The 20012-nt window shown below is 71.4% G+C and carries 16 protein-coding genes; 13 read left to right on the top strand and 3 right to left on the bottom strand.

What is annotated here, in order from left to right; genetic code table 11:
• Nucleotides 1–43: 43 nt before the first annotated feature.
• Nucleotides 44–955, bottom strand: a complete 912-nt coding sequence (locus ACZ5NW_RS09445) for a carbohydrate kinase family protein (protein ID WP_468743202.1) — start codon at nt 953–955, stop codon at nt 44–46.
• The gene (locus ACZ5NW_RS09440; protein WP_468743201.1) at nt 952–2043 is read right to left on the bottom strand and encodes a LacI family DNA-binding transcriptional regulator; all 1092 of its coding nucleotides are present in this window, start codon (nt 2041–2043) and stop codon (nt 952–954) included. The genes ACZ5NW_RS09445 and ACZ5NW_RS09440 overlap by 4 nt, the downstream gene beginning before the upstream one ends.
• Nucleotides 2044–2321: 278 nt before the next feature.
• Between ACZ5NW_RS09440 and ACZ5NW_RS09435 the strand changes: the two genes are divergently transcribed.
• Nucleotides 2322–2747 (top strand): Rieske (2Fe-2S) protein, encoded by a 426-nt coding sequence (locus tag ACZ5NW_RS09435; protein ID WP_468743200.1) that lies wholly within the window; start codon nt 2322–2324, stop codon nt 2745–2747.
• A gap of 118 nt (nt 2748–2865) precedes the next feature.
• On the opposite strand, the gene ACZ5NW_RS09430 is transcribed toward ACZ5NW_RS09435, so the two are convergent.
• Nucleotides 2866–3834 carry a hypothetical protein gene (locus tag ACZ5NW_RS09430; protein ID WP_468743199.1) on the bottom strand — a complete coding sequence of 323 codons (969 nt, stop codon included), beginning with the start codon at nt 3832–3834 and terminating at the stop codon, nt 2866–2868.
• Nucleotides 3835–4180: 346 nt separating this feature from the next.
• Here ACZ5NW_RS09430 and uvrC point away from each other — a divergent pair, with 346 nt between their 5' ends.
• From uvrC to pgi, 12 genes are all read left to right on the top strand, one after another.
• Nucleotides 4181–6367, top strand: coding sequence for an excinuclease ABC subunit UvrC (gene uvrC, locus ACZ5NW_RS09425; RefSeq protein ID WP_468743198.1), 2187 nt, complete (start codon nt 4181–4183; stop codon nt 6365–6367).
• The gene (gene rapZ, locus ACZ5NW_RS09420; RefSeq protein WP_468743197.1) at nt 6364–7407 is read left to right on the top strand and encodes an RNase adapter RapZ; all 1044 of its coding nucleotides are present in this window, start codon (nt 6364–6366) and stop codon (nt 7405–7407) included. Before uvrC ends, rapZ begins: the two co-directional genes overlap by 4 nt.
• Nucleotides 7404–8471 carry a gluconeogenesis factor YvcK family protein gene (locus ACZ5NW_RS09415; RefSeq protein WP_468743196.1) on the top strand — a complete coding sequence of 356 codons (1068 nt, stop codon included), beginning with the start codon at nt 7404–7406 and terminating at the stop codon, nt 8469–8471. The genes rapZ and ACZ5NW_RS09415 overlap by 4 nt, the downstream gene beginning before the upstream one ends.
• Nucleotides 8462–9451 (top strand): DNA-binding protein WhiA, encoded by a 990-nt coding sequence (gene whiA / locus ACZ5NW_RS09410; RefSeq protein WP_468743195.1) that lies wholly within the window; start codon nt 8462–8464, stop codon nt 9449–9451. The genes ACZ5NW_RS09415 and whiA overlap by 10 nt, the downstream gene beginning before the upstream one ends.
• A gap of 171 nt (nt 9452–9622) precedes the next feature.
• Nucleotides 9623–12577: a M14 family metallopeptidase gene (locus ACZ5NW_RS09405; protein ID WP_468743194.1), complete on the top strand. Its 2955-nt coding sequence runs from the start codon at nt 9623–9625 to the stop codon at nt 12575–12577.
• 228 nt (nt 12578–12805) lie between these two features.
• On the top strand, nt 12806–13813 hold the full coding sequence (gap, locus tag ACZ5NW_RS09400) for a type I glyceraldehyde-3-phosphate dehydrogenase (protein ID WP_468743193.1): 1008 nt from the start codon (nt 12806–12808) through the stop codon (nt 13811–13813).
• A gap of 135 nt (nt 13814–13948) precedes the next feature.
• Nucleotides 13949–15160, top strand: coding sequence for a phosphoglycerate kinase (locus tag ACZ5NW_RS09395; RefSeq protein WP_468743192.1), 1212 nt, complete (start codon nt 13949–13951; stop codon nt 15158–15160).
• Between the two features lie 5 nt (nt 15161–15165).
• A complete protein-coding gene (gene tpiA / locus ACZ5NW_RS09390) occupies nt 15166–15942 on the top strand; it encodes a triose-phosphate isomerase (RefSeq protein ID WP_468743191.1) in 777 nt (258 codons plus the stop codon).
• Between the two features lie 113 nt (nt 15943–16055).
• Complete coding sequence (gene secG / locus ACZ5NW_RS09385; RefSeq protein WP_468743857.1) at nt 16056–16283, top strand: preprotein translocase subunit SecG; 228 nt, start codon at nt 16056–16058, stop codon at nt 16281–16283.
• A gap of 195 nt (nt 16284–16478) precedes the next feature.
• Nucleotides 16479–16814: an RNA polymerase-binding protein RbpA gene (locus tag ACZ5NW_RS09380; protein ID WP_078066843.1), complete on the top strand. Its 336-nt coding sequence runs from the start codon at nt 16479–16481 to the stop codon at nt 16812–16814.
• 162 nt (nt 16815–16976) lie between these two features.
• Entirely contained in the window at nt 16977–18245 is a 1269-nt protein-coding gene (locus ACZ5NW_RS09375) for an MFS transporter (RefSeq protein WP_468743190.1), read from the top strand.
• Between the two features lie 61 nt (nt 18246–18306).
• Nucleotides 18307–19962 (top strand): glucose-6-phosphate isomerase, encoded by a 1656-nt coding sequence (pgi, locus tag ACZ5NW_RS09370; protein WP_468743189.1) that lies wholly within the window; start codon nt 18307–18309, stop codon nt 19960–19962.
• Nucleotides 19963–20012 lie beyond the last annotated feature (50 nt).

Genomic DNA, 20012 nt, shown 5'->3' with positions numbered 1-20012 from the left:
GGTCACCCCGGCCCGGTGCCGACGCGGGCGAGCCCAACCGCCTTCAGAAGGCGCCGAGTTCGTAGTCGTACGGCGGTTCCGCGCCCGCACGGGAGCAGGTGATCGCCGCCGCGCGCGCCGCGAACCGCAGCAGGCGCTCCCAGCCCGCGGGGCCCAGCGCGTCCAGGGCCTGGGGGGTGAGGGCGTCCAGCTGGGCGAGACCGTGCAGCAGAGCGGCGTTCACGGTGTCGCCGGCGCCGATGGTGTCCACGACGTCGACCCGCTCGCCGGGCACCGCGTACACCCCGCCGTCCCGGGTGAACGCGGTCAGCCCCTCGCCGCCCTGCGTGATCACGACGGCCGAGGGGCCCGCGGCCAGCCACTCGCGCGGGGTGCCGCCCAGCCAGCGGGCGTCCTCCTCGGAGAGCTTCAGCAGGCTCACCGAGGGCAGCCAGCTCTTGAACCGGGCCCGGTAGGCGTCCGCGTCGGGGATCAGGCCGGGGCGGATGTTGGGGTCGAGCGCGGTGAACAGACCTTGCCCGGACACGGACCGCATCAGCTCCTCGTAGGCGCTCGCACCGGGCTCCAGGACGAGCGAGCAGGTGCCGAAGGACACCGCGCGGGTTCCGGCGGGCAGCTCGGCCGGGGTCGAGTACAGACGGTCGGCGGTGCCCTCGACGTAGAACGAGTAGAGGGCGGAGCCGTCCTTGTCGATGGTGGCGACCGCGAGCGTCGTCGGCTCCAGGCCGCGCTGTACGTGCGAGACGTCCACGCCGGCCCGCCGCAGGCCGTCCAGCAGGGCCTCGCCGAAGGAGTCGCAGGAGGTGCGGGAGGAGAAGGCTGTGGGGGAGCCCAGGCGGCCGAGGGCCACGGCCGTGTTGTACGGCCCGCCGCCGAGGGCCGGCCGCAGACCCGCGAGGGCGCCCTCGCCCAGCGGTACCAGGTCGATCAGTGCCTCACCGGCGACGACGATCACGGGCGGTTCCTTTCGGGGAGTGCGCGGGCTGGACGATCGGGGACGGCGGGCCGGGCCGGCGGTTCCGCGGGCTGTTCGGGGCAGCCGCAGGACGTGCGGTGGACGAAGGAGCAGTCGAGCCGCACGGTGCGGGTGGGGCGGTCCGGGGCGGCGAGGCGTTCGAGGAGCACGTCGACGGCCCGGGCGCCGATCTCCCGGCTGGGCTGGGCGATCGCGGTGAGCCGGGGGGAGAACAGGTCCGCCCAGGCGAAGTCGTCGAAGCAGCACAGCGCCATGTCGTCGGGCACGGTCAGGCCGCTCGCGCGCAGGGTGCGCAGCGCGCCGAGGGTCATCGCGTTGTTGGCGGTGACCAGCGCGGTGGGCGGGGCGCCGAGGGACAGCAGGGCGGCGGTGGCCCGTTCGGCGCCGGCGGAGGCGGAGTCGCCGTGGACCAGGAGCCGTTCGTCGTAGGGGAGACCGGCGGCCGCGAGACCACGTCGGTAGCCGGAGACGCGCTCGGTGGTGGTGCTGAGGCCGGGCAGGCCCGCGACCAGGGCGATCCTGCGGTGACCGAGGGCGGCGAGGTGGCCGACCAGCTGGGCGGTGGGCTCGGCGTTCTCGGCGCAGACCTGGTCGAGGCGCGGGGTGCCGTCGTCCCGGGGGTCCACGGTCCGGTCGAGCAGGACGGTGGGGACGGCGTGCCGGGTGAGATAGGCGAGGAGGTCGCGCGGATCGGCGGAGGGCGCGACGATCACGCCGTCCACCCGGCGCTCGTGCAGAAGCTGGACGACCTTGCGTTCGTGCTCGGGGTCGTCGTGCGGGTCGGCGATCAGCAGGCTGTAGCCGTGGTGGAGGGCGCTCGCCTCCACGCCCTGGAGGATCTCCGTGAAGTACGGGTTGCTGATCGCGGACACGGCGAGCCCGATCGAGCGGGTGCGGGACGTCACCAGGGAGCGGGCGAGGGTGTTCGGGGTGTAGCCGAGCTCGTCGATCGCGTCGAGGACGGCCTGACGGGTGGGGGCCAGGACCGGGCGGGTGTCGTTGAGGACGTGCGAGACGGTCGCGACGGAGACGCCCGCCCGTCGTGCGACGTCGGCCATGGTCGCCATCCCGCTCTCCTCTCGCGCCGCCGGTTCCGGTGGGCCCCACGGCCGGGAAGCTATCCCATCTCGCGGCTGGCGTAAACGCTTGCGCAAACGTTTACGTCCGCGCCTGATCCGCAGGGCGTCCGTGCCCGGGTCCGCAGCCGCTCCCCGCCCGACCCGCCGCCGTCCTGTCCGATCCCGACCGGTATCGTGCGCTCGGCACCCCGTCCGGCGCCCGGTCCGCACGGCTCCCGCGCGTCCCGCCGGACCGACCGCACCGCCCGTGAACAGTGGAGATCCTCATGCCCGGCCGACCTTCCGCGCCCCGCCGTACCGTCCTGCGCGGGGCGGCGCTCGCCCCCGTGGCCGGGATCGGCGCGGCCGCCTGCTCGCCGCTCGGCGGGACGACGACGCCGGCCACGCCCACCGCGCCGGTCGAGCTGGGCGCGGAGAGCGAGGTCGCGCGGGGCGGCGCCAAGCTCTACCGGGACCACAACGTGGTGGTCAGCCGCTCGGCCGAGGGCACGCTGGCGGCGTACAGCACGGTCTGCACGCACGCGGGGTGTGTCATCAACAAGCTCGACGGGACGACGCTGATCTGCCCGTGCCACGGCAGCGAGTTCGACGCGACGACGGGCGAGGTGCGCAAGGGTCCGGCGTCCGTGCGGCTGGCCACGCTGTCGGTGAAGACCGAGAACGGCACGGTCGTGGCGGGACCGCCTGCCTGACGGACCGGCCGTCCGCCGGGACACAGTCATCCGCCCGGACCGGCCGCCTGGTGGGCCAGGGCCGTCCGCCGGGACAGCACCGTCTACCGGGACCGACCGCCCCCGTCGCCCCCTCCCGCTACTCCCAGTCCCAGCCGATCCCCACGATGCCCGAGCGTACGCGGGGTTCGACGAGGTGGACGGAGCGGTGGTGGTCGCTGAGGGGGAGTTCCTGGCGGCCGCCGCGGGGAGCCGCCGCCGAGTGCTGGGTGAACCGGTGGCAGCGCAGCGGCAGCGCGTTCGCGTCGAACCGGACCTGGAGGGCGTACTGTCCGCCGACCGGCCCGAAGCCGCGCGCGTACTCCCGGGACACGCCCGCGGTGCCGTCCTCGACGCCGTAGCGGAAGAGGAAGGTCTCACCGGAGCGCAGCCGGGTGTCGAAGAGCAGCTCGGCGACGAGGACGCCGGTGTCGTGGTGCCAACGTACGCGCCCCGTGCGGCAGTTCTCCAGGGCGTGCACCGTCATGCGCTCCGGCGCGCAGCCGGGGTCGCCGTGGTGGACGGCCACGAAGCGGTCGACCCCGTCACGGTGGGCGCGCACGATGTGGTGCGCCTCACGGCCGAGCAGCTCGCGGCGCGGGCCGACGCGGACCCGCTCGTGGTGGCCGAGCGTGTGCAGACCGCTGTCGAGGGGCGCCCCGAGGTCGGTGAGCAGGCGCTGGAGGATGTCGGACGCGGCCAGGTAGGAGCGGTAGGAACGGGCCGCGGGGCGGCCGTGCGCCAATGTGCCGTCGGTCTCCGCGAGCAGCCGGATCAGGGACTCCTCCGGCAGGTGCAGGATCTCCTCCAGGGCCCGCACCGCGCGCAACGACTCGGGGCGCTGCGGACGGCGGGCGCCCTGCTGCCAGTAGCTCAGGCTGGTGACGCCCACCTTCACGCCGTGGCGCGACAGGTGGTGCTGGACGCGCTGCAGGGGCAGGCCGCGGGCGGCGATGGCGGCCCGCAGCGCGACATGGAAGGGGCCGCCCCGCAGGGCCGCGTCCAGTTCCGCGACGGCGATGTCGGCGGCATCGTCGACGGCGTCCGCGTGCTGTGTGGCGTGCGGCATGCAGGGGCCTTTCTGTGAAAGCTCACAACGGCTGGTCAGACCGTTTCCCGAGGGTGCGCTCGGGGCCTCCCCGTGGACGCCCGGCCTCTTCACATCCGTACGGCGTCATTCACGGCCCCGAGTTCCCCCGCATTGAAGCGTGTTGACCAAGTCCCGACAACACCTGATGCGGCGGACCGGGGCGTGGTTGGCCGAGTCGTGGGCCTTGCCAACGGCGCGGCCCGGCCCCGTGCGCGGTCGTCGGCGCCGGGCGGGACTCGAACACGGGAGTCGTGTCTCGAACACGCCGCTCACCCGTCGTCCACAGCCCGCCGGAGTGTCACCCCGCGCCAGTAGGGTGTGAGACATGGCCGACCCCTCCAGCTACCGCCCCAGGCCGGGTGACATCCCGGACTCTCCCGGGGTGTACAGGTTCCGCGACGAGCACCGCCGGGTGATCTACGTCGGAAAGGCGAAGAGCCTGCGTCAGCGCCTGGCGAACTACTTCCAGGACCTGGCGAACCTGCACCCGCGCACGCGCACGATGGTGACCACCGCCGCGTCCGTGGAGTGGACCGTGGTGTCCACGGAGGTCGAGGCGCTCCAGCTGGAGTACTCCTGGATCAAGGAGTACGACCCCCGGTTCAACGTCAAGTACCGCGACGACAAGAGCTACCCGTACCTCGCGGTGACGATGAACGAGGAGTTCCCGCGCGTGCAGGTGATGCGCGGCCACAAGAAGAAGGGCGTGCGCTACTTCGGGCCGTACGCGCACGCGTGGGCGATCCGCGACACCGTGGATCTGCTGCTGCGCGTGTTCCCGGTGCGCACGTGCTCGGCCGGGGTCTTCAGGAACGCGGCCCGCACCGGCCGCCCCTGTCTGCTCGGCTACATCGGCAAGTGCTCCGCCCCCTGCGTGGACCGCGTCTCCGCCGAGGAGCACCGCGAACTCGCCGACGAGTTCTGCGACTTCATGACCGGCCGCACCGGCACCTACCTCCGCCGCCTGGAGCAGCAGATGAGGGACGCGGCCGAGGAGATGGAGTACGAGCGCGCGGCCCGTCTGCGCGACGACATCGAGGCCCTGAAGAAGGCCATGGAGAAGAACGCGGTCGTGCTCGCCGACGCGACCGACGCCGACCTGATCGCGGTCGCCGAGGACGAGCTGGAGGCGGCCGTCCAGATCTTCCACGTCCGGGGCGGCCGGGTGCGCGGTCAGCGCGGCTGGGTGACCGACAAGGTGGAGGCCGTCACCACCGGTGACCTGGTCGAGCACGCCCTCCAGCAGCTCTACGGCGAGGAGAGCGGGGACTCCGTCCCGAAGGAGGTGCTGGTCCCCGCCCTGCCCGAGCCGGTCGAGCCGGTGCAGGAGTGGCTCACCGGGCGCCGTGGCTCCGCCGTCTCCCTGCGCATTCCGCAGCGCGGCGACAAGCGCTCCCTGATGGAGACCGTCGAGCGCAACGCCCAGCAGGCCCTCGTCCTGCACAAGACCAAGCGGGCCTCGGACCTCACCACGCGCTCGCGTGCCCTGGAGGAGATCGCCGACGCCCTCGACCTCGACAGCGCGCCCCTGCGCATCGAGTGCTACGACATCTCGCACCTCCAGGGCGACGACGTCGTCGCGTCCATGGTCGTCTTCGAGGACGGCCTGGCCCGCAAGAGCGAGTACCGCCGCTTCCAGATCAAGGGCTTCTCCGGCCAGGACGACGTCCGCTCCATGCACGAGGTGATCACCCGCCGCTTCCGCCGCTACCTCGCCGAGAAGGAGAGGACCGGCGAGTGGGTGGACGACACCACGGCGGACGCCCCCGACGGCGCGCTCCCCGGCGCCCCCGACGGCTCCGTCCCCGGCCGCCCCGACGGCTCCCTCCCCGGCGCCCCCGAGAGCGCGCTCCCCGGCGTCCTCCCCGGCCGCCCCGACGGCGCCCTCCCCGAAGCCCCCGCGAGCGCCCTCAAGGACGACGACGGCCGCCCCCGGAAGTTCGCCTACCCGCCCCAGCTCGTCGTCGTCGACGGCGGTCAGCCGCAGGTCGCCGCCGCGCAGCGCGCGCTGGACGAACTCGGCATCGACGACATCGCCGTCTGCGGTCTGGCCAAGCGCCTGGAGGAGGTCTGGCTGCCCGGCGACGACGACCCGGTCGTGCTGCCCCGCACCAGCGAGGGCCTCTACCTGCTGCAACGCGTGCGTGACGAGGCGCACCGCTTCGCGATCACCTACCAGCGCACCAAGCGCGCCAAGCGGTTCCGGGCCGGCCCCCTGGACGACGTACCCGGCCTCGGCGAGAGCCGCAAGCAGGCGCTGATCAAGCACTTCGGCTCGGTGAAGAAGCTGCGGGCCGCGACGGTCGAGCAGATCTGCGAGGTGCCGGGCATAGGCCGCAAGACGGCCGAGACGATCGCCGCGGCCCTCGCCCAGGCCGCTCCGGCCGCCCCCGCGGTGAACACGGCGACCGGAGAGATCATTGAAGACGAGGAACCCGGAACGACGGCGGGTTCCCGCGGGGAGCCGGTGACGACCGGCGCCCCGGAGGAACGACGGGGGCAGGAGACATGACCGAGCACGAACAGCAGCCCACAGCACAGCGAGATCCGGCACAGGGGAACGCGGGCGAGAATGCCGCCCAGCAGGAGGCGGCCGCCCGGCACGGGGCGACAGCCCGGCAGACCCCACGGCACGACGACGGAGCACAGGTGAGTACGGACAGCACGCCGCCCCCCGGGATCCCGGAGGCGGCCATCCCAGAGCTGGTGATCATCTCCGGCATGTCCGGGGCGGGCCGGTCCACGGCCGCCAAATGCCTGGAGGACCTCGGCTGGTTCGTCGTCGACAACCTGCCGCCCGCCCTGATCCCCACCATGGTGGAGCTCGGCGCCCGCTCCCAGGGCAATGTGGCCCGCATCGCGGTCGTCGTCGACGTCCGCGGCCGCCGCTTCTTCGACAACCTCCGCGAGTCCCTCGCCGACCTGGAGGCGAAGAACGTCACCCGGCGGATCGTCTTCCTGGAGTCCTCCGACGAGGCCCTGGTGCGCCGCTTCGAGTCCGTGCGCCGCCCGCACCCCCTCCAGGGCGACGGCCGCATCGTCGACGGCATCGCGGCCGAGCGCGAGCTGCTGCGCGAGCTGCGCGGCGACGCCGACCTGGTGATCGACACCTCCAGCCTCAACGTGCACGAGCTGCGCGCCAAGATGGACGCCCAGTTCGCCGGCGAGGAGGAGCCCGAGCTGCGGGCCACCGTCATGTCCTTCGGCTTCAAGTACGGTCTCCCCGTCGACGCCGACCTGGTCGTGGACATGCGCTTCCTGCCCAACCCGCACTGGGTCCCGGAGCTGCGCCCCTACACCGGCCTGAACGACGAGGTCGCGGCGTATGTCTTCAACCAGCCCGGCGCGAAGGAGTTCCTCGACCGGTACGCGGAGCTTCTGCAGTTGATTGCCGCGGGCTACCGTCGGGAGGGCAAGCGCTACGTGACCATCGCCGTGGGGTGTACTGGCGGCAAACACCGGTCCGTCGCGATGTCGGAGAAGCTCGCCGCGCGCCTCGCGGCCGAGGGTGTGGAGACGGTGGTCGTACACCGGGACATGGGACGGGAATGACAGGACGTACTCCGCGGCTGGGCCGGCTGCGCAGGGCGGTGCCCGAGGGGCGTGCGGGCCGGCCGGTCGAGGTCCGCGGCGGCCGACCGCGCCGCCGCGGCACACAGCCCAAGGTCGTCGCGCTCGGCGGCGGCATGGGGCTGTCCGCCTCGCTCGCCGCGCTGCGCCGGATCACCGGCGATCTCACCGCCGTCGTCACAGTGGCCGACGACGGCGGCTCCAGCGGGCGCCTGCGCGACGAGCTGGGCGTGCTCCCGCCCGGCGATCTGCGCAAGGCGCTGGCCGCGCTGTGCGGTGACGACGACTGGGGCCAGACCTGGGCCCGCGTCATCCAGCACCGCTTCCAGTCGCAGGGCGAGATCAACGGGCACGCGGTCGGCAATCTGCTGATCGTGGCCCTGTGGGAGCAGCTCGGCGACCATGTCCAGGCCCTGGACCTGGTCGGCAAGCTGCTGGGCGCGCAAGGGCGCGTGCTGCCCATGTCCGCCGTGCCCCTGGAGCTGCAGGCCCTGGTCAAGGGGCACGACCCGGCACGGCCCGACGACATCGACACCGTGCGCGGACAGGCCACGGTGGCGCTCACGCCGGGCGATGTGCAGTCCGTGCACCTCGTGCCGCACGACCCGCCGGCCGTCCCGGAGGCCGTGGCCGCCGTCCTGGACGCCGACTGGGTGGTGCTCGGGCCCGGCTCCTGGTTCTCCTCGGTCATGCCGCACCTCCTCGTGCCCGAGCTGCTGGACGCCCTCGTGGAGACCAAGGCGCGCCGTGTGCTCTCCCTGAATCTCGCCCCGCAGCCCGGGGAAACGGACGGGTTCTCACCGCAGCGTCATTTGGAGGTTTTGGGGCGACACGCCCCTAAACTCGCCCTGGACGTGGTGCTGGCCGACGAGGCCGCCGTGCCCGACCGCGAGTCCCTGACCGACGCCGCCGAACGGTTCGGGGCCGCGGTCGAGCTGGCGCCCGTGGCCCGGCCCGACGGGACTCCGCGGCATGATCCGGAGCTGCTGGCCGCCGCGTACGACCGTATTTTTCGGATGCATGGAAGGATCGGCCCATGGCGATGACGGCAGCGGTGAAGGACGAGATCTCCCGGCTCCCCGTCACCCGGACCTGCTGCAGAAAGGCGGAGGTCTCCGCCATTCTGCGGTTCGCCGGCGGCCTCCACCTGGTGAGCGGCCGCATCGTGATCGAGGCGGAGCTGGACACGGCGATGGCGGCCCGTCGCCTCAAGCGGGACATCCTGGAGATCTTCGGGCACAGCTCGGAGCTGATCGTGATGGCCCCGGGCGGTCTGCGCCGCGGCTCGCGCTACGTCGTACGGGTGGTCGCCGGCGGTGACCAGCTGGCGCGCCAGACCGGGCTCGTGGACGGCCGGGGCCGCCCCATCCGGGGTCTGCCCCCGCAGGTGGTCTCCGGGGCCACCTGTGACGCCGAGGCGGCCTGGCGCGGGGCCTTCCTGGCGCACGGCTCGCTGACCGAGCCGGGCCGTTCCTCCTCGCTGGAGGTGACCTGCCCCGGTCCCGAGGCCGCGCTCGCCCTGGTGGGCGCCGCCCGCCGGCTGTCGATCGCCGCGAAGGCCCGCGAGGTGCGGGGCGTCGACCGGGTGGTCGTGCGGGACGGCGACGCCATCGGCGCGCTGCTCACCCGTCTGGGCGCCCATGAGTCCGTGCTGGCCTGGGAGGAGCGCCGGATGCGCCGCGAGGTGCGGGCCACGGCGAACCGTCTCGCCAACTTCGACGACGCCAACCTGCGCCGCTCGGCCCGCGCCGCCGTCGCCGCGGGCGCGCGCGTCCAGCGCGCGCTGGAGATCCTCGGCGACGAGGTGCCCGAGCACCTCGCGGCCGCGGGTCGGCTGCGGATGGACCACAAGCAGGCGTCCCTGGAGGAGCTGGGCGCGCTCGCCGACCCGCCGCTGACGAAGGACGCGGTGGCCGGCCGGATCCGCCGCCTGCTGGCGATGGCCGACAAGCGCGCCTCCGACCTCGGCATCCCGGGCACGGAGGCCAACCTCTCGGAGGAGCTCGCCGACAACCTCGTCGGCTGACGCGCCGACCGGACCGGGCGGCCTGACAGCCCGTCAAAACGCCGGTGGAATCGCCCGATCGGGCGGATCCACCGGCGTTTCGCTGTCCACGAGGCGCCCTTGACTCGATCATGAACTGTCATGAGCCTGGCATCTGTTCGCTGCTGTGGCGGACCCACGCTAGGGGGGTTCATGAGACGTAGAGCGAGATCGATCCTCGCTGTCGGCGCGCTCCTGATCGGCGGGGCGAGCATCGCGCCCATCGCCCAGGCGCAGAGCGGAAGTTCCCAGGGGGACGACCCGAACGAGGTCAAGGTCTTCCGCGCCGAGGTCACCCAGCAGCAGGTGCCCCTGCTGCTCGCGGCCGGCCAGGACGGCCACGAACTCGGTGAGACGGCGCCCGGCGCGGGCAAGGCCGCCGTCGAGGTCTATCTGACCGACGACCAGGCGGCCAAGCTGAAGAAACAGGGCGTCCACCTCACCGAGCACACCCTGTCCGCGAAGGCCGAGCACCGCGTCGAGGCGGCCGCCGACGGTGTGTTCCGCCCGTACAGCGGCAGCGGCGGTCTGAAGGAGGAGATCGTCCGCACCGGCCGGGAGAACCCCGGCCTGACCAAGGTCGTCTCCATCGGCAAGACGATCAAGGGCCAGGACATCCTCGCCCTGAAGCTCACGAAGAACGCGAAGAAGACCGCGGACGGCGCCAAGCCCGCGGTGCTGTATCTGTCCAACCAGCACGCGCGCGAGTGGATCACGCCGGAGATGACCCGGCGTCTGATGCACTACTACCTGGACAACTACGCGACGGACAAGCGGATCAAGAAGCTCGTCGACTCCACCGAGCTGTGGTTCGTGCTGTCGGCCAACCCCGACGGCTACGACTACACGTTCCAGGACTCCACGACCCGCCTGTGGCGCAAGAACCTGCGGGACGTCAACGGCGACGGCGTGATCACCACCGGCGACGGCGTCGACCTCAACCGCAACTTCGCCTACAAGTGGGGCTACGACGACGAGGGTTCGTCCCCCAACCCCACCAGCCAGACCTACCGCGGCGCGGCCCCGGCCTCCGAGCCGGAGACCCGGGCCCTGGACGCCTTCGAGAAGCGCGTCGGCTTCACCTACGCCATCAACTACCACTCCGCCGCCGAACTCCTCCTCTACGGCGTCGGCTGGCAGGTCGCCACCCCGACCCCGGACGACGTCCTCTACAAGGCGCTGGCCGGCACGCCCGAGCACTCCGCGGTCCCGGGCTACCACCCGCAGGTCTCCTCGGAGCTGTACACCACCAACGGCGAGGCGGACGGCCACGCGGCCAACGTCAACGGCATGGCGATGTTCACCCCCGAGATGTCGACGTGCCAGACGGCCTCCGCCATCGACCCCAACGACCAGTGGAACGCGGCCGACTGCCAGTCGGTGTTCAACTTCCCCGACGACGAGAAGCTGATCCAGCAGGAGTTCGCCAAGAACATCCCGTTCGCGCTCTCCGTCGCCGAGACCGCCGCCCACCCGGACACCCCGTCGTCCTCGGTCGGCCTGACGTCCGCCGACTTCACCCCGGCGCCGTTCACGACGTCGTACGCGCGCGGCGGTGACCAGGAGGTCTCCGTCGTCGTCCGCAAGGCGGTGCGCGACAAGGAGCTCAAGTACCGCGTCAACGGCGGCCGTACCGAGGACATGGCGCTGCGGCCCTGGAAGGGCGGCGAGACGTACGGCGGCGACGACAACCTCTACTTCGACGAGTACCGGGCCAAGGTCCAGGACGGCGACCCGGGCGACAAGGTCGAGGTGTGGTTCACCGGCGAGACCAGGAGCGGCAAGAAGGTCTCCAGCGAGCACTTCACCTACACCGTGGCCAAGCGGCCCCGCGCGGACGTCCTCGTCGTCGCCGAGGAGGGCGCGGCCGCCGCACAGGCGCAGACCTATGTCGACGCGCTGAAGGCCAACGGCCGCAAGGCGATCGTCTGGGACGTCGCCACCCAGGGCGCGCCCGACGCGCTCGGCGTGCTGAGCCACTTCGACACGGTCGTCCACTACACGGGCGCGAGCACCCCGGGCAACGCCACCCAGCTCCAACTGCGCGCGTTCCTCAACGAGGGCGGCAAGCTGATCGAGGCGGGCGAGCAGGCCGGCGGCAGCGTCGACCTCGGCGGGGGCACCCTGTCGAACGACTTCAGCCAGTACTACCTGGGCGCCTACAGCCGTACGTCCACGCCCGGGGCCACCGGCTTCACCGGCTCGGGCGAGCTGGCCGGCGCCGGCGGCGCGCTCGGCGCCGCGACCGGCAACCCGCTGGACAGGGCGGGCACCTACGGCGTCACCTCGGACGAGCTGCCGGCCGCCACGTATCCGCAGTTCGCGAGCGCGGGCGCGGGCACGTTCGCCGGCACGGTCAACCCGTACGGGCCGTACGCGGGTTCGTACATGGCCGCCGCCGTGCACACCGACGACGCCTACAAGCGCCTCACCCGCACCATCGACCTCACCGGTGTCACCGCCGCCCAGAAGCCCACCCTGCGCACCCAGCTGCTGTGGGACACGGAACCCGGCTACGACAACGCGCTGGTCGAGGCCCACACGGCCGGCGCCGACGACTGGACCACGCTCCCGGAGACGGGCGGCGCGACCAGTACGGCCGTACCGGCGGAGTGCGGGGGCGGCTTCTACGTCGGCGAGCACCCCTGGCTGAAGCACTACCTGACCCTGACCGGCAACGACTGCGCAGCGACCGGCACCTCCGGCGCCTGGAACGCCCTCACCGGCGCCTCCAGCGGCTGGCAGCAGGTGAACTTCGACCTGAGCGCGTACGCCGGCCGGACCGTCGAGGTGTCGATCAGCTATGTCACCGACCCCGGCACGGGCGGACACGGTGTGCTCGCCGACGATGCCGCGCTCGTGGTCGGCGGCAGCGCCACCCAGACCGAGGGATTCGAGACGTCCCTCGGCGCCTGGCAGGCCGCCGGACCGCCCGCGGGCAGCCCGGCCGTCCTGAAGGACTGGACGCGCACCGGCGCCCTGTTCCAGACGTACGGCGCGGTCACCACGGACGACACCGTGCTGCTGGGCTTCGGCCTGGAGCACGTCACCGCGGCGGCCGACCGCAACGCCCTGCTCGGCAAGGCGCTCGACGCGCTCGACGAGTGAGACAAAGCGGTCAATTTCCCTGAGCGCATAGTCGCTCAAATGGGCGATAGGGCCCTTCGGCCCGGGCGGTCCGTACCCTACTGGCGGGTACGGACCGTCCTGCCGTGTATGGGCCGACTCGATGTCACCACGGGGGCCTCAGGGAGGTAGGGTCGTGGGTGGTCGGGGACATCCCAAATAGAGCTCGCCGGCACCGCATGGCCGGCGTACCAACGAGGAGATCGGTTCGTGACGATCCGCGTAGGCATCAACGGCTTCGGCCGCATCGGGCGTAACTATTTCCGCGCACTGTTGGAGCAGGGCGCGGACATCGAGATCGTGGCCGTCAACGACCTCGGTGACACCGCGACCACCGCTCACCTGCTGAAGTACGACACCATCCTGGGCCGTCTGAAGCAGGAGGTGTCCCACACCGCCGACACCATCACCGTGGACGGCCACACCATCAAGGTGCTGTCCGAGCGCAACCCGGCCGACATCCCGTGGGGCGAGCTGGGCGTCGACATCGTCATCGAGTCGACCGGCATCTTCACGAAGAAGGCCGACGCCGAGAAGCACATCGCCGGCGGCGCCAAGAAGGTCCTCATCTCGGCTCCGGCCTCCGGCGAGGACATCACCATCGTGATGGGCGTCAACCAGGACAAGTACGACGCGGCGAACCACCACGTCATCTCCAACGCCTCCTGCACCACCAACTGTGTGGCCCCGATGGCGAAGGTCCTCGACGAGAACTTCGGCATCGTCAAGGGTCTGATGACGACGGTGCACGCGTACACCAACGACCAGCGCATCCTGGACTTCCCGCACAAGGACCTCCGCCGCGCCCGCGCCGCCGCGGAGAACATCATCCCGACCACGACGGGCGCCGCCAAGGCCACCGCCCTGGTCCTCCCGCAGCTCAAGGGCAAGCTGGACGGCATCGCCATGCGCGTCCCGGTCCCCACCGGCTCGGTCACCGACCTCGTCCTGGAGCTCGGCCGCGAGGTCACCAAGGAAGAGATCAACGCCGCCTTCCAGAAGGCCGCCGAGGGCGAGCTCAAGGGCATCCTGGAGTACACCGAGGACCCGATCGTCTCCTCGGACATCGTCAACGCCCCCGCGTCCTGCACCTTCGACTCCTCCCTGACCATGGTCCAGGAGGGCAAGAACGTGAAGGTCATCGGCTGGTACGACAACGAGTGGGGTTACTCCAACCGCCTCGTCGACCTCACGGTCTTCGTCGGCAACCAGCTCTGATCGGCAGAGCAGACACCTCGATGTGAGGGCAGGGCTCGGGCGGCGCAGGGACGCGTCGCCCGGGCCCTGACTCGCGTACAGAACGGCCCTGTCTACGATCACGGAGCACCACCAGCCCTCCCGGGAGCCCTTTTCATGAAGACGATCGACGCACTCCTCTCCGAAGGAGTCACCGGCAAGCGGGTCTTCGTCCGCGCCGACCTCAACGTGCCGCTCGACGGCACCACCATCACCGACGACGGCCGCATCCGCGCCGTCCTGCCCACCGTCAAGGCCCTCGCCGAGGCCGGTGCGCGCGTCGTCGTCGCCTCGCACCTCGGCCGCCCCAAGGGCGCCCCGGACCCGGCCTTCTCCCTCGCGCCCGCCGCCGCCCGCCTCGGCGAACTCCTCGGCGCGGACGTCGCGTTCGCCACCGACACGGTCGGCGACTCGGCCACCTCCACGGTCGCCGGCCTCGCCGACGGCCAGGTCGCGGTCATCGAGAACCTGCGCTTCAACGCCGGCGAGACCAGCAAGGACGACGCCGAGCGCGCCGCCTTCGCCGACCAGCTGGCCGCCCTCGCCGACGTCTACGTCGGTGACGGCTTCGGCGCCGTGCACCGCAAGCACGCCTCCGTCTACGACCTCCCGGGCAAGCTGCCGCACTACGCCGGCTTCCTCATCGCCACCGAGGTGGGCGTCCTGAAGAAGCTCACCGAGGACGTCGCACGGCCCTACGTCGTCGCCCTCGGCGGCGCCAAGGTCTCCGACAAGCTCGCCGTCATCGACCAGCTCCTCGGCAAGGCCGACCGGCTGCTCATCGGCGGCGGCATGGCCTACACCTTCCTCAAGGCCAAGGGCTACGAGGTCGGCATCTCCCTCCTCCAGGAGGACCAGATCCCGGTCGTCACCGAGTACATCGAGCGCGCGGAGAAGACCGGCGTCGAACTGGTCCTCCCCGTCGACGTGCTCGTCGCCCGCGACTTCCCGGACCTGAAGACCAAGGCCCCCGCGAACCCCACCACCGTCGCCGCGGACGCGATCCCCGCCGACCAGGAGGGTCTGGACATCGGTCCGGAGACCCGCAAGCTGTACGCCTCGAAGCTCGCCGACGCGGCCACCGTCTTCTGGAACGGCCCGATGGGCGTCTTCGAGCACCCTGACTACGCCGAGGGCACCAAGGCGGTCGCCCAGGCCCTCCTCGACTCCCCGGCCTTCACGGTCGTCGGCGGTGGCGACTCCGCCGCGGCCGTCCGCCTCCTGGGCTTCGACGAGACCGCATTCGGCCACATCTCGACCGGCGGCGGCGCCTCCCTCGAATACCTCGAGGGCAAGACGCTCCCCGGCCTCGCCGCACTGGAGGACTGAACCGCATGAGCACCCGCACGCCGCTGATGGCGGGCAACTGGAAGATGAACCTCAACCACCTTGAGGCCATCGCGCACGTCCAGAAGCTCGCCTTCGCCCTGGCAGACAAGGACTACGAGGCCGTCGAGGTCGCCGTCCTGCCGCCCTTCACCGACCTGCGCTCCGTGCAGACCCTGGTCGACGGCGACAAGCTGAAGATCAAGTACGGCGCCCAGGACATCTCGGCGCACGACGGCGGTGCCTACACCGGCGAGATCTCCGGCCCCATGCTGGCCAAGCTGAAGTGCACCTACGTGGCCATCGGCCACTCCGAGCGCCGCCAGTACCACAACGAGACCGACGAGCTGGTCAACGCCAAGGTCAAGGCCGCCTACAAGCACGGCCTGACCCCGATCCTGTGCGTCGGCGAGGAGCTGGAGGTCCGCGAGGCGGGCAACCACGTCGCCCACACCCTCGCCCAGGTCGAGGGCGGTCTGAAGGGCCTCCCGGCCGAGCAGGCCGAGACCGTCGTGATCGCCTACGAGCCCGTCTGGGCCATCGGCACCGGCAAGGTCTGCGGCGCCGAGGACGCGCAGGAGGTCTGCGCCGCCATCCGCGGCAAGATCGCCGAGCTGTACACCCAGGAACTGGCCGACCAGGTCCGCATCCAGTACGGCGGCTCCGTCAAGGCCGGCAACGTCGCCGAGATCATGGCGCAGGCCGACATCGACGGCGCGCTGGTGGGCGGCGCCTCCCTGGACGCCGACGAGTTCGTCAAGATCGTCCGCTTCCGCGACCAGTGAGCCGAGCTGTGAGTATGCGGTAGCGGCGATACGTCGTACCCTTGCGGGGTCCAGCATGATTTGCTGGGCCCCGTCGTCCATCCGAGTCCGAGGAAGTTGGTCCAGCCGTGGTTTTGGGGTTCTCGATCGCCCTGATCGTCTTCAGCCTGCTGCTGATGCTGCTGGTGCTGATGCACAAGGGGAAGGGCGGCGGCCTCTCCGACATGTTCGGTGGCGGCATGCAGTCCTCCGTCGGCGGCTCCTCGGTCGCCGAGCGCAATCTCGACCGCATCACCCTGGTGATCGGTCTGCTCTGGTTCGCGTCCATCATCGTGCTCGGCATTCTGATGAAGACGAACTGATCCGTACTTTCCGTACGTAACGCCCCATGTTCGGTACGCGCCCATGTGCGCGGCCTATCATGGGGCTTGCGTCTAGGTGTGCGGGTTGTAACTCCAATCACTGGACGCGCGTTGGGCCTTACGTAGACTGAGGCGCTCGCAGTGAAGCGAAACGCCGACTCGCTTCGCGGCACCATCACGCAGGGAGTTACGACCGTGGCAAGTGGCAACGCGATCCGAGGAAGCCGGGTCGGGGCGGGGCCGATGGGCGAGGCCGAGCGGGGCGAGTCCGCGCCGCGTCTGCGCGTCTCCTTCTGGTGCTCCAACGGGCACGAGACGCAGCCCAGCTTCGCCAGCGACGCGCAGGTACCCGACACCTGGGACTGCCCGCGCTGCGGCTTCCCGGCCGGACAGGACCGGGACAACCCGCCGGACCCGCCGCGCACCGAGCCCTACAAGACGCACCTCGCGTACGTCAGGGAGCGGCGCAGCGACGCGGACGGCGAGGCGATCCTCGCCGAGGCGCTCGCCAAGCTGCGGGGCGAGATCTAGGAACTGACGACCGGCCGGGAGCCCATGGGCGCCTGGCCGGACGTGTTTTCCCCTCGCTTCCCCCGCGGTCCCGCGCCGCCGTCCCCCTCGCCGCCGACCGATTGTCAGTGGTGCCCTTTACGGTTCGTGCATCGATGACATGCGTGACCGGAAGGGGGAGCCGTGACGGCGGTCGACGCGGTGGAGGGGCTTGCGCCCACGTGGCGCGGGGGGTTCGGACGGCTGTGGAGCGCCGCCGTGCTGTCCAGCTTCGGGGACGCGCTGCGGACGTCCGCGCTGCCCCTCCTGGCGGCCACGCTGACCGACCAGCCCCTGCTCATCGCCTCCGTCACCGCCTGCGGCCAACTGCCGTGGCTCGTCTTCGGACTGCTCGGCGGCGCCGTCGCCGACCGCGTCGACCAGCGGCGCGCGATGTGGACGGTGGACGCCCTGCGCGGTCTGCTGATGGCCGCCTTCGCCCTCGCCGTCGGCCTCGGTCACGCCTCGATCACCCTCCTGATCGCCCTCGCCCTCGTCCTCACCACCCTCCAGACCCTCTTCGACAACGCCTCCACGGCCCTGCTGCCCACCCTGGTCTCCCGTGAGGCGCTGGGCGGCGCCAACGCCCGGCTGATGACCGGTCAGCGGGTGGCGGGCGGCCTCCTCGGCGCCCCCGCCGTACCGTTGCTGCTCGCCGCGGGCACCGCTCTGCCGTTCGCCGCCGACGCCGCCACCTTCCTGGTGGCCGCGGCCCTCGTCGCCTCCCTGCGCGCCGGCGCTCCCGAGCACCGGCCGAGACCGGAGGGCAGCACCCTGCGCCGCGAGATCGCCGACGGACTGCGCACCCTGTGGCGCGACCGCGCCCTGCGCGGACTGTGCACGGCCACCGCCCTGTGCAACATCGGCATGGGCGCCCTGATCGCCACCCTCGTCGTCCTCGTGACCGGATGGCTCGACGCCGGAAACGCCGGGTATGTGGCGGCCCTGACGGCCTACACCCTCGGCAATCTCGCCGGGGGAGTGGTGAACGGCCCTCTGGTGACCCGCCTCGGCGAGGTCCGCGCGGTGCTGCTCGCCGGGACCGTCCAGATCGGCGCCCTGGTGGTGATGGGCTCGGTGCGCGGCCTCGCCGCCCTGGTGGCCGCGATGGCGGTCTTCGGACTGATGGGCATGGTGTGGAACGTCAACACGACCACCCTGATGCAGCAGCGCAGCCCCGAGGGCATGCTGGGCCGGGTCGCGTCCGCCTTCCGCACCCTCGGGGTCGCCGGGACCCCGCTCGGCGCCCTCCTCGGCGGGGCCGCCGCCACCGCCTGGGGCGCCGGCACCCCGGCCCTGCTCGCGGCCGCCTTCTTCGTCCTGTCCGTCGCCGCGCTGATACCCCTGGGCCGCCGGGACGTACCTGTTGTCGCGCCGCACGACGACGCCACGACAGCTCATGTCCCCCGCTGATCAACTAGGTTGGGACCGCCAGCGGTCAGGACAGGTGTAGGAAAGAAGGCTGAAGTCCGACATGAACGCAGACGGCCGTATCAGGCTCAACCGGACGCCGGAGTGGACCGCGCTCGCGGAGCACCGCCGGGAACTCGGCGAGGTACCCCTGCGGGACCTGTTCGCCACCGACCCCGGCCGCGGCACCGGATACACGCTCCAGGTCGGTGACCTGCGCATCGACTACTCCAAGCACCTCGTCACCGACGAGACGCTGACGCTGCTGCGGGAGCTGGCCGCGGCGACGGATGTGTTCGGGCTGCGGGACGCCATGTTCCGTGGTGAGAGGATCAACATCACCGAGGACCGGGCGGTGCTGCACACCGCGCTGCGGGCGCCGCGCGGTGCGGTGGTCGAGGTCGACGGGGTGAACGTGGTGCCGGGTGTGCACGCGGTCCTCGACAAGATGGCGGGTTTCGCCGACCGGGTGCGTTCGGGTGAGTGGACGGGCCATACCGGCCGGCGTATCCGCAATGTCGTCAACATCGGTATCGGCGGCTCGGATCTGGGTCCGGCGATGGCGTACGAGGTCCTGCGGGCGTACACCGCGCGGGAGATGACGTTCCGTTTCGTCTCCAACGTCGACGGTGCGGATCTGCACGAGGCGACCCGCGATCTGGATCCGGCGGAGACGCTGTTCATCGTGGCGTCCAAGACGTTCACGACGATCGAGACGATCACCAACGCGACGTCGGCGCGTTCGTGGCTGCTGGAGGGGCTGGGCGGCGACGAGAAGGCCGTGGCGCGGCACTTCGTGGCGCTGTCGACGAACGCCGAGAAGGTCACGCGGTTCGGTATCGATGCGGACAACATGTTCGAGTTCTGGGACTGGGTGGGGGGCCGTTACTCCTACGACTCGGCGATCGGCCTGTCGTTGATGATCGCGATCGGTCCGGACCGCTTTCGGGAGATGCTCGACGGTTTCCGTCTCGTCGACGAGCACTTCCGCACCGCCCCGGCCGAGGCCAACGCCCCGCTGATCCTGGGCCTGCTGGGTGTGTGGTACGGCAACTTCCATGGCGCGCAGTCGCATGCGGTGCTGCCCTACAGTCACTATCTGTCGAAGTTCACGGCGTATCTCCAGCAGCTCGACATGGAGTCGAACGGCAAGTCGGTGGACCGCGAGGGCCGGCCCGTGCAGTGGCAGACCGGTCCGATCGTGTGGGGCACGCCGGGTACCAACGGGCAGCACGCGTACTACCAGTTGATCCATCAGGGCACCAAGCTCATCCCGGCGGACTTCATCGGCTTCGCCCGGCCCGTCGCCGAGCTCAGTGGTGAACTCGCCGCGCAGCACGATCTGTTGATGGCCAACTTCTTCGCCCAGACCCAGGCGCTCGCCTTCGGCAAGACCGCCGACGAGGTCCGCGCGGAGGGCGTGGCCGAGGAACTGGTGGCCCACAAGACCTTCCAGGGCAACCACCCCACGACCACGATCCTCGCCCGCGAGCTGACCCCGTCGGTGCTGGGTCAGCTGATCGCGCTGTACGAGCACAAGGTGTTCGTGCAGGGCGCGATCTGGAACATCGACTCCTTCGACCAGTGGGGCGTGGAACTCGGCAAGGTCCTCGCCAAGCGCGTCGAACCCGCCCTCACCGAAGGCGCCGAGGTGCCCGGCCTCGACGCGTCGACGAAGGCTCTGGTGGCGACGTACCGGGAACTGCGCGGTCGCTCCTGAGCCCGGGCGGCGGGACAGCGGGGGTGCCGTGTTCCGGCGCCCCCGAGTCC

This window comes from Streptomyces sp. NPDC032126 (genome assembly GCF_055580085.1).
This window is presented reverse-complemented; position numbering and strand designations above follow the sequence as displayed.